At 68.2% G+C, this 12858-nt stretch carries 14 protein-coding genes; 6 read left to right on the plus strand and 8 right to left on the minus strand.

The features are described 5' to 3' along the window. From EV645_RS10980 to EV645_RS10990, 3 genes are read left to right on the plus strand one after another with little or no spacing between them, the layout of a single operon-like run. The gene (locus tag EV645_RS10980) at positions 1–633 is read left to right on the plus strand and encodes an HD domain-containing protein (protein WP_130442287.1); all 633 of its coding nucleotides are present in this window, start codon (positions 1–3) and stop codon (positions 631–633) included. A 44-nt stretch (positions 634–677) separates the two neighbouring features. After that, positions 678–1022 carry a UBP-type zinc finger domain-containing protein gene (locus tag EV645_RS10985; protein ID WP_130442289.1) on the plus strand — a complete coding sequence of 115 codons (345 nt, stop codon included), beginning with the start codon at positions 678–680 and terminating at the stop codon, positions 1020–1022. 6 nt (positions 1023–1028) lie between these two features. Further along, the gene (locus EV645_RS10990; protein WP_130442291.1) at positions 1029–2756 is read left to right on the plus strand and encodes a glycoside hydrolase family 32 protein; all 1728 of its coding nucleotides are present in this window, start codon (positions 1029–1031) and stop codon (positions 2754–2756) included. Here the strand turns inward: EV645_RS10990 and EV645_RS10995 are convergent. The 5 genes from EV645_RS10995 to EV645_RS11015 all read right to left on the minus strand — a co-directional run bounded on the left by EV645_RS10995 (position 2753) and on the right by EV645_RS11015 (position 8243). Continuing rightward, entirely contained in the window at positions 2753–3754 is a 1002-nt protein-coding gene (locus EV645_RS10995) for a proline racemase family protein (RefSeq protein ID WP_130442293.1), read from the minus strand. The genes EV645_RS10990 and EV645_RS10995 overlap by 4 nt on opposite strands. After that, positions 3751–4653, minus strand: a complete 903-nt coding sequence (locus EV645_RS11000; protein WP_130442295.1) for a dihydrodipicolinate synthase family protein — start codon at positions 4651–4653, stop codon at positions 3751–3753. The genes EV645_RS10995 and EV645_RS11000 overlap by 4 nt, the downstream gene beginning before the upstream one ends. After that, entirely contained in the window at positions 4650–6392 is a 1743-nt protein-coding gene (locus EV645_RS11005) for a 2Fe-2S iron-sulfur cluster-binding protein (protein ID WP_130442297.1), read from the minus strand. Before EV645_RS11005 ends, EV645_RS11000 begins: the two co-directional genes overlap by 4 nt. Beyond that, a complete protein-coding gene (locus EV645_RS11010; RefSeq protein WP_130442299.1) occupies positions 6389–7549 on the minus strand; it encodes an NAD(P)/FAD-dependent oxidoreductase in 1161 nt (386 codons plus the stop codon). The genes EV645_RS11005 and EV645_RS11010 overlap by 4 nt, the downstream gene beginning before the upstream one ends. Positions 7550–7658: 109 nt before the next feature. Next, positions 7659–8243: a helix-turn-helix domain-containing protein gene (locus EV645_RS11015; RefSeq protein ID WP_242000397.1), complete on the minus strand. Its 585-nt coding sequence runs from the start codon at positions 8241–8243 to the stop codon at positions 7659–7661. An 89-nt stretch (positions 8244–8332) separates the two neighbouring features. Between EV645_RS11015 and EV645_RS11020 the strand changes: the two genes are divergently transcribed. Further along, on the plus strand, positions 8333–9205 hold the full coding sequence (locus tag EV645_RS11020; protein ID WP_130442303.1) for a hypothetical protein: 873 nt from the start codon (positions 8333–8335) through the stop codon (positions 9203–9205). On the opposite strand, the gene EV645_RS11025 is transcribed toward EV645_RS11020, so the two are convergent. Further along, positions 9206–10258, minus strand: a complete 1053-nt coding sequence (locus EV645_RS11025) for an SDR family oxidoreductase (RefSeq protein WP_130442305.1) — start codon at positions 10256–10258, stop codon at positions 9206–9208. A gap of 71 nt (positions 10259–10329) precedes the next feature. Here EV645_RS11025 and EV645_RS11030 point away from each other — a divergent pair, with 71 nt between their 5' ends. Next, on the plus strand, positions 10330–11223 hold the full coding sequence (locus tag EV645_RS11030) for a LysR family transcriptional regulator (protein ID WP_130442307.1): 894 nt from the start codon (positions 10330–10332) through the stop codon (positions 11221–11223). Then, positions 11223–12176, plus strand: coding sequence for a cation diffusion facilitator family transporter (locus EV645_RS11035; protein WP_130442309.1), 954 nt, complete (start codon positions 11223–11225; stop codon positions 12174–12176). Before EV645_RS11030 ends, EV645_RS11035 begins: the two co-directional genes overlap by 1 nt. On the opposite strand, the gene EV645_RS11040 is transcribed toward EV645_RS11035, so the two are convergent. Next, the gene (locus EV645_RS11040) at positions 12142–12330 is read right to left on the minus strand and encodes a DUF3099 domain-containing protein (protein WP_137256383.1); all 189 of its coding nucleotides are present in this window, start codon (positions 12328–12330) and stop codon (positions 12142–12144) included. The genes EV645_RS11035 and EV645_RS11040 overlap by 35 nt on opposite strands. A 1-nt stretch (position 12331) precedes the next feature. After that, on the minus strand, positions 12332–12781 hold the full coding sequence (locus EV645_RS11045; protein WP_130442311.1) for a MarR family winged helix-turn-helix transcriptional regulator: 450 nt from the start codon (positions 12779–12781) through the stop codon (positions 12332–12334). Positions 12782–12858: the final 77 nt, after the last annotated feature.

The raw sequence follows: 12858 nt of genomic DNA on the forward strand, positions 1-12858 counted from the left end.
ATGATCGAAACCATCGCCGGGATCCGGATCCCCGACAGCGCCCTGGCCCGCGAGGCCACCGAACTCGTCCGTGACGTGGCGTCGCCGCTGCTGTTCGACCACTCCCGCAGGGTGTTCCTGTTCGGCGCGCTCCGCGGCAAGGACCTCGAGTACGACGCCGAGCTGCTGTACGTCGGCGCGATGTTCCACGACCTCGGCCTGACCGAGCGCTACCGCCGGATCGACCAGCGCTTCGAGATCGACGGCGCCGACGAGGCCCGGCGTTTCCTCCACCAGCACGGCGTCACCGGCGAGGCCGCCGACCGGGTGTGGACGGCGATCGCGTTGCACACCACGCCGGAGATCCCGCTCCACCTGCCCGCCGAGGTCGCGCTCGTCACCCGCGGTGTCGAACTCGACGTACTCGGTCTCGGGTACGACGTGATCACCGACGCGGAGCGCGACGCCGTCGTCGCCGCGCACCCGCGTCCGGACTTCAAGAACCGGATCCTCGAGGCCTTCACCGAGGGAATCCAGGACCGGCCCGCGACGACGTTCGGCAACGTGAAGTCCGACGTCCTCGAACACTTCGTGCCCGGTTTCCACCACACCGACTTCGTCGACGTCATCAAGAACTCCGCCTGGCCTGAATAAGACCTTGCTTGTGAGGGGAGCGGGGACCGGCGAGGATGTGCGGTATGACGGAGACGCCGGGTATTGACAGCACTGTCCCTCCGAGCGGCACCGGGTGTGTCGAGTGCCTGGCAGCCGACGGTTGGTGGTTCCACCTCCGCCGCTGCGCGGAGTGCGGCCACATCGGCTGCTGCGACTCCTCTCCCGAGCAGCACGCCTCCCGCCACGCGGCCGAGAGCGGTCACCAGATCGTCCGCAGCTTCGAACCGGGCGAGGACTGGTTCTGGCACTACGGCGAGTCCGAGTACTACAACGGCCCCGAGCTGGCCCCGCCGGCCGCCCACCCCGAGAACCAACCGGTCCCCGGCGGCAACGTCCCCACCGGCTGGCAGGGCAAGCTCCACCGCTGAGGCGCCGTGACTGATCTGTCCGCCGATGTCGTCGTCGGCGACTTCACCGTGCCGTTCGTCATCTCCCGGCCGTACCTGAACTTCCGGATCTGCGGCGGCGACTACGAGTACAAGACCTGCCTGAACGTAGTCGTCAACGGGCAGGTCGTCCGTACCGAGACTGGGCGGGCCACCGAACGCCCGCACGCAGCGACCTTCGACCTGACCGAGTGGCTCGGCCAGGATGCGCACCTGGAGCTCGTCGACGAAGCCGACGGCGAGTGGGGCTACGTCCGCGTGAGCGACATCGTCCTGAGCTCGACGCCGACCGTCGTGACCGTGAAACCCCCGCTGTACGCCGAAGCGCTGCGACCACAGCTCCACTTCACGGCCCGGCAGTGGGCGATGCACCGGCTCAACCCGGTCGAGCGCGAGGAGGGATGGCTCAACGACCTCAACGGACTGGTCTTCCACGACGGCGAGTACCACTTGTTCGCGCAGCGCTGGAACAAGTGCTGGATCCATGCCATCAGCAACGATCTGGTGCACTGGACCGAACTGGAGCCGGCCTTCTTCGAGGAGTCGCTCGGCACCGGCGTGCAGTCGGGCAGCTGCGTCGTGGACGTCGACAACACCTCGGGCCTCGCCGGGCCGGGCGAGGGTCCGGCGATGGTTGCCTTCTGGTCGCGTAACGACAACCGGTCGCAGTGCGTCTCGTACAGCCTGGACCGCGGGCGGACCTGGACTCACTATGCCGGCAACCCGATCATGGACCTGCCCGAGCGCGATCCGATGGTGTTCCGCGATCACCGGCGCGCGCAATGGGTGATGGTGCTGTACGGCGACGATCGCTACCAACTGCTGCGCTCCGACGACCTGTTGCACTGGGAGTCGCTGAACAGCTCGATCTCGAACAGCTTCGAATGCCCAGACTTCTTCGAGCTCGGCATAGCCGGCTCAGACGAGTCACGATGGGCCCTGGTCCGCGGCGACGGCCGATACTCGATCGGCACCTTCGACGGACACACTTTCGTCGAGGAGACCCCACAGCTGCAGGTCGACGGCGGCCCCCACTTCTACGCAACCCAAAGCTGGGCAGCGCCAGGCGGCGGCCCTCATCTCCACGCACCCCAGGGCTGGGCGGCGGCAGGCGACGGCACCACTCCTCGCCGGATCCAGCTCGCCTGGATGCGCGGGGGCCGCTACCCAAACATGCCCTTCAACCAGCAGGTAAGCATCCCCTGCGACCTGACCCTGCAGCAGACCCCAGACGGCCTACGCATGTACCGCCAGCCCGTCCCCGAACTGCAGACCCTCTCGCGGACCCGCCACACCTGGCCCGCCCGCGTCCTATCCCCGGGAACCCCATGGCAGATAGGTACAGCCTGGCCACTCCTCCGCATCACCTGCAACGCAACCCTCGCCCCAAACGCCGAGCTAACGCTCACCATCTGCGGCACGCAGATCACCGTGACCTCAAACAGCATCGCCATACTCACGCCCGAACCAACACCTATGTCAGCCGACCAGCCAACAGCCACCGCGGCCAAGCAGCCGACGATCACTGCGGTTGGCAAGCTCGACATTGTCGTGGACACGACGTCGGTCGAGGTGTTCGCGAACGGCGGTGAGGCGTCGCTGACGGCGTGCGTGCAGCCAGGGCACTACGAGCTGACGCTTACCGCGTCCGGGACCGACTGCAGCCTGGGCGAGCTCGAGGTCGTCGAGCTCGCTTCGATCTGGCCGGCGGTCTAGAGCACGAAGCCGGTCGGGAACGGGTCGTCGGGGTCCAGCAGGTAGTTGGCGGTGCCAGTGATCCAAGCTCGGCCGGTGACGGTGGGTACGACGGCGGGGTGCGGGCCGACCGTCGTTTCCTCGACCAGGCGGCCGGTGAAGCGAGTGCCGATGAAGGACTCGTTGACGAAGTCGGTGTTGAGCGGGAGCTCGCCGCGGGCGTGGAGCTGGGCCATGCGGGCCGACGTACCGGTACCGCAGGGTGAGCGGTCGAACCAGCCCGGGTGGATCGCCATCGCATTGCGGGAGTCGGCGCCGTCTTCACCAGGCGCGGTGAACTGGACGTGTTTGCAGCCGTTGATCCCCGGATCCAGCGGATGGACCGGGCGATCCGTGGCGTTGATCGCATCCATGATGTCCAGGCCGGCCTGCAGGATCCGGTCCTTCTCAGCGCGGTCGAACGGGATCCCGAGCTGCTCCAACGGCAGGATCGCATAGAAGTTCCCGCCGTACGCCAGGTCGTACGTGACCTTCCCCAGTCCGGGCACGTCGACCGAAGCGTCCAAGGCATGCGAGTACGACGGGACGTTGCGCAACGTCACATGCTCCGCGCGACCGTTACTCACGGCAACGTCTACGACGACGAGTCCTGCGGGCGTGTCCAGCCGGACCTGTGTGACCGGCTCGGTCACCTCGACCATGCCGGACTCGACCAGCACGGTCGCGACGCCGATCGTGCCGTGACCACACATCGGCAGCAGGCCGGAGACCTCGATGTAGAGCACGCCCCAGTCCGCGTCGGAGCGGGTCGGCGGCTGCAGGATCGCTCCACTCATCGCGGCGTGACCACGCGGCTCGTTCATCAGGAACAACCGCAGGTCGTCCAGGTGCTTGATGAAGTACTCGCGCTTCTCGGCCATCGTCGCACCCGGGACGACGCCGACCCCGCCGGTGACGACGCGGGTCGGCATGCCCTCGGTGTGCGAGTCGATCGCCGTGATCGTCCGGACGGACCTCATACCAACGACTCCACTGCCTTCTTCATGTCCTGCTCCAGTTGGGCGACGTGCTCGGGGACGAGCGGTCCGCGCGGCGGGCGGCAGGGTCCGCCGTACCGACCGACGTAGTCCATGCCGTACTTGATCGCCTGGACGAACTCGGTCCGTGAATCCCAGCGGAACGCGGCGACCAGCGGCTCGTACAGCGCACGGGCCTCTTCCAGCTTGCCCTCCAGAGCCAGGTCGTACAAACGGACCGATTCCTTCGGGAACACGTTCGGGAAGCCGGCGAACCAGCCGGTCGCGCCCATCAGCAGAGCCTCGAGCGTGAGGTCGTCGGCGCCCGCGATCACGGCCAGGTCCGGCGCGAGCTCGCGGATCTCCAGGATCCGGCGGACGTCACCGGAGAACTCCTTCACCGCGACGACGTTCTCGATCCCGGCGATCTCGGCGAGCAGGTCCGGCGTCAGGTCGACCTTGGTGTCGAGCGGGTTGTTGTAGACCATCACCGGCAACCCGGCCTTCGCGACCTCGGTGAAGTGGTTGATCACCTCGCCACGGTTCGCCCGGTACATCGTCGGCGGCAGGCACAGCACGCCGTCCGCTCCGTCTTCGGCCGCCTTCTCCGCCCACGCGCGCGCCTGGTGGGAACCGACACCGTGGACGCCGACGACCACGACACCGTCGTCACCGACGGCCTCGATCGCGGTCCTCGCCACAGCGCGCCGCTCGTCGTCGGTCAGCGACGAGTACTCACCGAGCGACCCGTTCGGCCCGACGCCGCGGCAGCCGTTGTCCACCAGCCAGCGGCAGTGCTCGGCGTACTTGTCCAGGTCCGGCCGCAACCCCGCCGACGCCGACGCATCCTCGGCGTACGGCAACGCGGTCGCAACGATCACGCCGTCCAACTTCTCGCTCATAGCTCCTCCTCAGCTTGGGCCAGATCGCGCAGCCGCACTGGTACGGCGATCGGTCGTTTCATGCTTGGTTTCGGTACGTCGCCCGGCGCGGCCAGCAATGCGGCGACGGTGCGCGAACACACCCGCCCCTGACACATCCCCAGCCCCGCTCGACTGCTGAGCTTCATTGCCCGGCCGTCGTCGAGACCGCGCTCTCCGGCGACGGTTTCGAGCTCTCCCCGCGTGACTTCCTCGCAGCGGCAGACGATCGTGTCCGCGTTGCTCCAGCTCTTCCACCCGTCTCGCACGGGATACGCCTTGGCCAACGCCGCTGCAAACCGCCGCCGCCCCCGCGTGACAGCCGTTGAATCCAAGGAAGGTGACTCGCCGCCGAGCGCGCGATGAGCTGCTGCTGCGCCGGCCAAACCGCCTTCTGCGCTGGACAGCGCGGCACCCCCGATGCCCGTGAGCTCACCGGCGGCGTAGATGCCTGAGGTGGTCGTTTGCTGGTTGGCATCGACGGCGACCGCGGGGCCGCCGTCCGGACCTGTGGTCAGGTTGCAGCGGGCCGACACCGCGAGCTCGAGGTTGGCGGTGAAGCCGAAGCCCACGCAGACCGCATCGACGTCCATGCGGCGTTCACTCCCAGGAACCGGGCGCCAGTTGGAGTCGAGCCGAGCGATGGTCACGGCCTCGACGTGACACGTCCCGTGCGCGGCGATCACAGTCCAGCCGTGGCGGAGCGGGACGCGGTGCCGCGCGAGCAACGCGCCGTACCCGACGGCCTCCCGAAGCTTGCTCGGGGCAACCAATGGATCCGTCGACCAGCCTTTGCGGACGGTGGTCAGCGAGTTGGCCTCGAGCAGCGCGACCACGTCCGCACCGACACCGAGGAGCGATTCGGCCACCGGCAGCAGGAACGGACCGGTGCCCGCGACCAGGACGCGTTGCCCGATCGCGATGCGTTGTCCCTTGGCCAGCGCCTGGGCCGCCCCGGCGGTGTACACGCCGGGCAGATCCCAGCCAGGGAAGGGAAGCACGCGGTCATAGGCACCGGTCGCCAGCACCACGGCCTTCGCATCGATCGGGAACGGCTGCCGACCGGCGGCGTCCGCCGGGCCTTGCTGCGCCCAGAGGCGCAGGTCCTCGATCGCCCAGATCGAGGTCTCCGGGAGGTAAGTGATCCGCGGATGACTGCTGAGGGCCTCCCGCTGGGCCGCAAAGGCCTTCCACTCATGCTGAAGGCGATCCGGCCGATGCGCGGCGAACTCCTGCGGAAGCTGCCGGTTGTACTGACCGCCGATCGCTCGGCCGTTATCGACCAGCAGCACCTCAGCGCCGGCCTCCGCACCAGCAAGCGCGGCAGCGACACCCGCCGGACCAGCACCCACGACGACAACCTCGGCCGACATCGGTGAATGTACGACGGTCTCAGTCTCCGACGTGGCAGGCAGGACAGCGCCGTTCTGCGTCGTGATCGCGTCGCCGGTCACGATCGTCCGCTGACACGCACGCACGTCGGCAAGACCGTTGACGGTCACCAGACAGTCCTGACACGCCCCGATCCCGCAGAAGGTCCCGCGAGGACGGTTGTGGACGCGAGTCGTCCGCCACGTGTCACGGCCGTTCGCCAGCAGTACGGCGGCCACGGTCTGGCCGGCATGAGCCGTGACCGGATGCCCGTCGACGGTGACGTCCACGGCCGGCGGCGCACCGACCTCGGACGGATCGCCGGAGCGAGGTCGAAGATAAGCGCTCATGATGCGATCACCGCCGGGCGGTCCACGCGGAACGGCGATGGGTCGACGTGTGGCGTGAGACCGAGGAACAACTCCGTGATCAGTCGGCCCGTCGACGGCGCGAGCCCGATACCCGCGCCCTCATGGCCGGTCGCGTGCCAAAGCCCGAGAACTCGTGGATCCGCACCGATGACCGGCAGATGATCCGGAGCATAGGGACGGAACCCGCCGTACGCACGCATGACCGGCACATCGCCGAGGAACGGGAACAGCCCGACGGCCTTGCGCGCAAGCTCCCGCAGCACCCGCACCCGGACCGCCTCGTCGAACCCGATCCGCTCCCGGCTCGACCCGATCAGCACCGTCCCGGCCCGCGTCGACTCGACCACTGTGGACGTCTGCAAGTCGGCGTCGCCACTCCCGACCGCGCCGACGTAGTCAGCGTCGTACACCTTGTGGCGCACGGACTCCGGCAGCGGCGCAGTCACCAGGATCATCCCGCGTCGTGGCAGCACCTCGATCGGCGCACCCGCCGCCGCGCCGAACGCACCGGCCCACGGCCCGCACGCGTTGAGCACTGCCCCACAAGCGATGTCGCCGTCCGAGGTGTCCACACCGACCACGCGTCCACGCGACTGCCGCACCCCGAGCGCGGTGACCCCCGATCTCACCTCGCCACCGCGCCCGCGGACGGTCGCCAGTAGAGCGGTCGCAGCCAGCACCGGCTGCACCTGCGCGTCGTCCGGGTAGTGCACGCCGATCGTCACTCGGGACGTGATCAGCGGCTCGAGGTCGAACACCTCAGCCGGCGTGATCACCTGCGCCGCGACCCCGGCCTCCTGCTGCTTCGCCGCGAAGGCGGTCAACGGCTCCGGATCACCCGTCGCCACCACAACGCCGCCTTTGGCTTCCCACTCGATATCGGCGAGCTGCTCGGGCAGGCGGCCGAGCAGCGCGTCCCACTCGGCTCGCGACGCGACCGCCAGATCGAGCTCCGGCCCGGGCTCCTTGTCAGAGACCAGCACATTGCCCTCACCGGAGGCTGTCGTCCCCGCGGCCGGCCCGTCGCGATCGATGACCAGCACCCGCACGCCGGCCGCCGACAACGCCTCCGCGCAGGCCGCCCCGACCATGCCCGCGCCGACCACCACCACATCGGGTGTCGCGGACCGGTGCATGACGACTCTCCTCGAAGACGTTCGCTAAAATGAACGATATCGAGAGTACGCGCGGTTCCGACGACCGGTCAATGCACTCAACCGGACCTCTCGGGGACTTCTTCCGGAACTATCCCGGCAAATGCGGCCCACCGGCCGCGGTCGGGTACACATCCGGCGGATATTCGAGCAGCAGCACCGACCGGACCGGACCGTCGACCGCCTCGTAGCCGTGCGGTCCGGCCGCCCGGAAAGCCAGGTAGTCGCCGGGCCCCAGTTCCTCGGTCTGCCCATGTGTACTGACGCGCAGCCGACCAGCCAGGACGATGTGGTGCTCGGTCCCCGGATGCCCGTCGGACTGCTGGACCGCATCCGGCCGGATCTCCTGGTTGTAGATCTCGAACAGCCCGCCCGGGTGCTCGAGCCGCCGCAGCATCCGCAGATCGATCGCCTCACCGGACAGTACGTCGACATCCGCGGACCGCACGAGGACCAGGTCCGACGCCGGCGACTCGGCCAGCAGAGCCGACACCGGCACGCCGAGAGCGTTCGACAAACTGAACACTGTCTCGATCGTAGGGTTGCCCGCACCGGACTCGAGCTGCGACAGCGTGCCCTTAGCGATCCCCGACCGGCGGGCCAGTTCGGACAGCGAGATGCCCTGCTCGTCCCGACGCGCCCGCAGATTGGTCCCGAGCAGCTTTCCCGCACCCATCGCCGTCACAGCCCGGAGCATGCCACATCGAGGCGGTAACTTCGGATCCGTTGCGCGCATCAACCTCATTGAGAGGACTGGTGACTCACATGAAGCTCCTGCGCGCCCTCCCGGCGCTCGCACTCCCCCTGACCCTCCTGACCAGCCCGGCCCAAGCGGCACCGACCGAGACGGCCTGCACCATGGACCTCGGCTCCATCACCAGCCGAGGCGTTGTCCAGTACCGGACCGTCACGGCCACCCAGCCCGCGACGGTCTCGTCGACCCAGCGACAGGTGACCGTCTTCAGCCCCGGCCAGGCCCGGTTGAGCACGATCTGGAACTGGAGCAGCAACCTGCCGTCGCTCGAGTCCGGCATCGTCGTCACCAAGAGCAACTTCATCGGACAGGCGTCGTACAACTCCAACACCGCGGAGCCCGCCGACCCGTCGTTCACCCAGATCAGTGCCGGCTGGGGCCCGTACTCCGCGATCGGTCTGTCCGTCGACGCCGACCGCCGGACCGCTCGGAACCAGTTCTACGGCCTCAGCAACGGGACCATTCACCGCTGGGTCATCAACAGCTTCGGCTGGACGCCGACCGGGCAGACCGGTGGCTTCAGTGCCGTGAAGACGTGGGCGCTGCTCGGCCAGTCCACGACGTACGACACGTTCCTGGCCACGACCCGCGGTGGTGCGCTGTACACGATCCGCTTGCCACTGACCAAGGCGATGACCCCAGTGGTCAAGCAGGTCCGTTCGGGGACCTGGGGAGCGTTCGACTACCTCGTCGCCCAGCGCTGCGGCCAGGTGAGCACGCTGCTCATCGGCGTCGACAAGGACGCCGGTACGGCGTACCTGTACGCGATGAGCCACGCCAACGGATCGTCGACGGTCATCCAGTCGCTCGGCAAGCTCCCCGGCACCTACACCGACCCGATCTACTTCCTCCGTACCCACGGTACCGATCTGCGCGGCGACTGATCAGGGAATGATCCGCTGCCGTCGCAGCTCGGCGAAGATGTCGTAGAACATCTGCTCGGTCTCGACGTATTCGTGGAATCCGGCTCGCCGGGACTTCGACGAGTCGGCGAAGAAGTCGTAGTCCCATCCGAAGACGAAGTCCGCGAACGGCCACGACGACACCTCCGCGAAGGACGTCGTGGCCAGTCCGTGCGCGGCCTGCATCTGTTTCCAGAGCGGCTCTTTGTCGGCCATCACGTCCTGCAGGGACATCTGCAGAGGCGGCGCCGCTTCGAGTCCGAACCAGGCCGCCAACCGCGGCCACAGCTCGCTCCATCGGAACAGGTCGCCGTTCGTGATGTTGAACGCCTGGTTCGCCGCGGCCGGCGAGGTCGCCGCCCAGACCGTTGCCTTCGCCAACAAACCTGCGTCGGTCACTTCGAGCAGGGCGTCGTACGCACCAGGCTTGCCCGGAAAGCGTAACGGCACGCCGAGCTCCTTGCTGATCGACGCGTACACGGCGATCGCGACCGCGAGGTTCATGGGATTACCCAACGCTGCGCCACCGACGACGGACGGCCGCAGCGCCGACCAGGTCCACGCCTTGCCCTGCTGCCGCTCCTCCAGGAACCGCTGCTGATCGACGTTGAACTCCGGCGGCAGATGCGGCGGATCGTCCTCCCGGGCCGGCGTCTTGAACGGCCCGAGATGCGCGCCGTACACCTTGTAGCCCTGCATGAGACTGACGTGCCGCAGCCCGTGCGCGACCGGCTCGATCGCGTCCACGACGTTGACCAGCATCGCCAGATTCGGCGCCACGAGCTCGGCCCAGGTGGGCCGGTCCTGGTAGGCGACGTAGAACACGTGCGTCACGTCGGACAGTTTCGAGAGCTGGGTCCGCGTGTCGTCCGGATCGAGCAGGTCGACGGCAACATGCCGGACGCGACCGGGTACGTCGACGCCGCCGCGACGGGACAAGCCGATCACCTGCCAGTCCGGCAACGAGGCCAGATGTTCGACCAGATTCGTCCCGATGACTCCCCGGGCGCCTACGACCAACGCGACGTTCTCCATGCCCAACAGCCTTGCTGACCTGCGCAGATAAATCCAAGGCATAGTTTTCACCGAAGCCATAAGCTCAGATCATGGCAACGCTGAGGCAGCTCGAGTACTTCGTCATGGTCGTCGATGAAAGCTCCTTCACCAAGGCCGCCGAGCTCCTGCACGTCACCCAGCCGGCCCTCTCGCATCAGATCCGCACGCTCGAGCGCTCAGCCGGCGGACCGCTGCTCGAGCGACTCCCCCGCACGGTCCGCCTCACCCCGACCGGCCGCGCAATGCTCCCGCACGCGCGCGCCGCCCTCGCCGACGCCGAGCGCGCCCGCTGCGCCGCCCGTCAGGCCGCGGGGCTCGAGGTCGGCGAACTGCAGATCGCCACGCTCTACTCGATCACCCTCGGCGTACTCCCGGCCGCGCTTCGCCGGTGGCGACTGACGCATCCCGAGGTCGGCATCCGGCTCTTCGAGCACCGCCATACCGAGGAACTCATCGAGGCCATGAACGCCGGCGAAGCCGACCTCGCTGTCGGCCCTGAGCCGACCGACTGGTCCGGCGTCACCCGCACACTCGGCACCGAAGAGCTCGTCGTCGTGGTCGCATCCGACGATCCCGCCGCAATCGGAGACACCATCAAGCTGCAGGACCTCGCCGATCGCGCCTGGGTCCACTACGCACCCGGCCACGGACTCGCGGACGTCCTCGACCACGCGTGCGCACAGGCGGGCTTCGAGCCGCGGATCGCAGTACGCACGGAGCAGACCGCTGCCGCCCCGGCTCTTGCCGCGGCCGGTCTGGGACCCGCCCTGGTCCCAGACAACATCTTGGACAACGGCCTCCCCACAGGCGGCCACGTCCTCCACCTGGATCCGCCGGTCCGCCGCACGCTCACGGCGTACACCCGCGGCGAACCCGACCCGCTGGCCGCAGCGTTCATCGACGTCCTCGTTTGGGGTGATGGCGCCGCGGGCACGCGGAGGTGATGGCTGACGAAGAGTCGGACGCAACAGTCCTAGTGGCCGGTACGGCGAACCTGGCGATCGCGATCGCCAAGATCGTCGCCGGGCTGCTGTCCGGGTCCACCGCGCTGCTCGCCGAGGCAGCGCACTCTGTCGCGGACACGCTCAACCAGGTGTTCCTGCTGGCAGCGCTGCACCGCAGCCGCAAACCGGCCGATGCCCGGCATCCGTTCGGCTATGGCATGGAGCGGTACTTCTGGTCGCTGCTCGCGGCGGTCAGCATCCTCGTCCTCGGCGCCGGCTTCTCGATCACCGAGGGGCTGCGCTCGATCTTCGCGCCTTCGCCGATCGCCGCCCTGGCCGTGATCTATCCGGTCCTGGGGATCTCGTTCGTGTTCGAGGGAAGCTCCTGGCTCCGGGCGGTGCTCCAGCTCCGGCGCGAGGCTCGCGAAGCCGACGTACCGCTCATGACGCACCTACGGAGTGCCGAGCCGGCCGTGAAGACCGTGGCCTTCGAAGACACGGCCGCACTGATCGGACTGCTCATCGCAGCGGCCGGTGTGACCCTGGCGGTCGTCACCGGCAACCACATCTGGGACGGCGCCGCGTCGATCGCAATCGGCCTGCTGCTGATCGTGGTCGCCTTCACGCTGGGCCGGGACAACAAGACCATGCTGATCGGACGTGCGCTACCGGCCGACACCCAGCGCGAACTGCGTGAGCTGATCACGAGTACGCCGGGCATCGACGACGTACTCGAGCTGCTCACTCTGCAGCTCGCGCCGGACCGGGTGCTCGTCGTCGCAACGGTCGACCTGGACGACTCAGAGACCACCGGCGCCGCTGTCGAGCAGCTCGCCGAGAAGATCGACGTACAGGTGCGGGAGGCGTTCCCGATGGTGCGGCACCTCTACCTCGACCCGACGCCTGCCGACACGAGGGTCAGCGCTGATCGTGACCCCAGTTCGCCACGATGACGGCAATCGGCGGCAGTACGGCGGCGACCGCGCTCATCCCGATCGCGACCGGGATCGAGAACAGCCGGACGACGAACCACGCCAGCCCGATCAGGGCCAGGCAGCTGCCCATCAGCCAGTAATAGGCCTTCCGGTTGTCCCACCGGCGCGCCACGTCACACCGCCAGCGACAGCTTCCCGAGGGCGTCGACCAGCGGCGAGAGCTCGGGCAGCTCGGAGGCGTTCTTCAGTGCAGACGTCAGTACGGCGTCGTGGGTCGGCTGCGCCTGGTCCAGCAGCTCACGGCCGGCCTCAGTGACCTCCGTGTAGATGCCACGCCGGTCCGTCGGGCACAGGTACCGCTCCAGCAGCTTGCGGTCCTCCAACCGGTTCACCAGGCGGGTAGTAGCGGACTGGCTGAGCACCACAGCGTTGGACAGCTGGTTCATCCGCAGGTGGTAGTCGTCCTGCCGCGCCAGCACGTCCAGCACGCTGTACTCACTGACGGACAGCCCGTGCTGCTTCTGCAGCGCGCGCTCGAGCTCGTCCTCGATCCGGGCATGCAGCGCCGCCAGGGTGCGCCACCCCTGCGCCCGCGCCTCCGCGGCGCCATCCGGTAGTCCCACGACACCTCCACTTGAACTTCACGCTTGCATGCGCAATCATAGCGCTTGTGCAATAGCCCGCGTGTGCAACTATCGCG

The organism is Kribbella rubisoli (assembly GCF_004217145.1).
Taxonomy (GTDB): Bacteria; Actinomycetota; Actinomycetes; order Propionibacteriales; family Kribbellaceae; genus Kribbella; species Kribbella rubisoli.

Coding starts and splice junctions, on each gene's coding strand:
- EV645_RS10980 (WP_130442287.1), top strand. CDS start 1: ATGATCGAAACCATCGCCGGGATCCGGATCCCCGACAGCGCCCTGGCC.
- EV645_RS10985 (WP_130442289.1), top strand. CDS start 678: ATGACGGAGACGCCGGGTATTGACAGCACTGTCCCTCCGAGCGGCACC.
- EV645_RS10995 (WP_130442293.1), bottom strand. CDS start 3,754: ATGAGGTCCGTCCGGACGATCACGGCGATCGACTCGCACACCGAGGGC.
- EV645_RS11000 (WP_130442295.1), bottom strand. CDS start 4,653: ATGAGCGAGAAGTTGGACGGCGTGATCGTTGCGACCGCGTTGCCGTAC.
- EV645_RS11005 (WP_130442297.1), bottom strand. CDS start 6,392: ATGAGCGCTTATCTTCGACCTCGCTCCGGCGATCCGTCCGAGGTCGGT.
- EV645_RS11010 (WP_130442299.1), bottom strand. CDS start 7,549: ATGCACCGGTCCGCGACACCCGATGTGGTGGTGGTCGGCGCGGGCATG.
- EV645_RS11015 (WP_242000397.1), bottom strand. CDS start 8,243: ATGGGTGCGGGAAAGCTGCTCGGGACCAATCTGCGGGCGCGTCGGGAC.
- EV645_RS11020 (WP_130442303.1), top strand. CDS start 8,333: ATGAAGCTCCTGCGCGCCCTCCCGGCGCTCGCACTCCCCCTGACCCTC.
- EV645_RS11025 (WP_130442305.1), bottom strand. CDS start 10,258: ATGGAGAACGTCGCGTTGGTCGTAGGCGCCCGGGGAGTCATCGGGACG.
- EV645_RS11030 (WP_130442307.1), top strand. CDS start 10,330: ATGGCAACGCTGAGGCAGCTCGAGTACTTCGTCATGGTCGTCGATGAA.
- EV645_RS11035 (WP_130442309.1), top strand. CDS start 11,223: ATGGCTGACGAAGAGTCGGACGCAACAGTCCTAGTGGCCGGTACGGCG.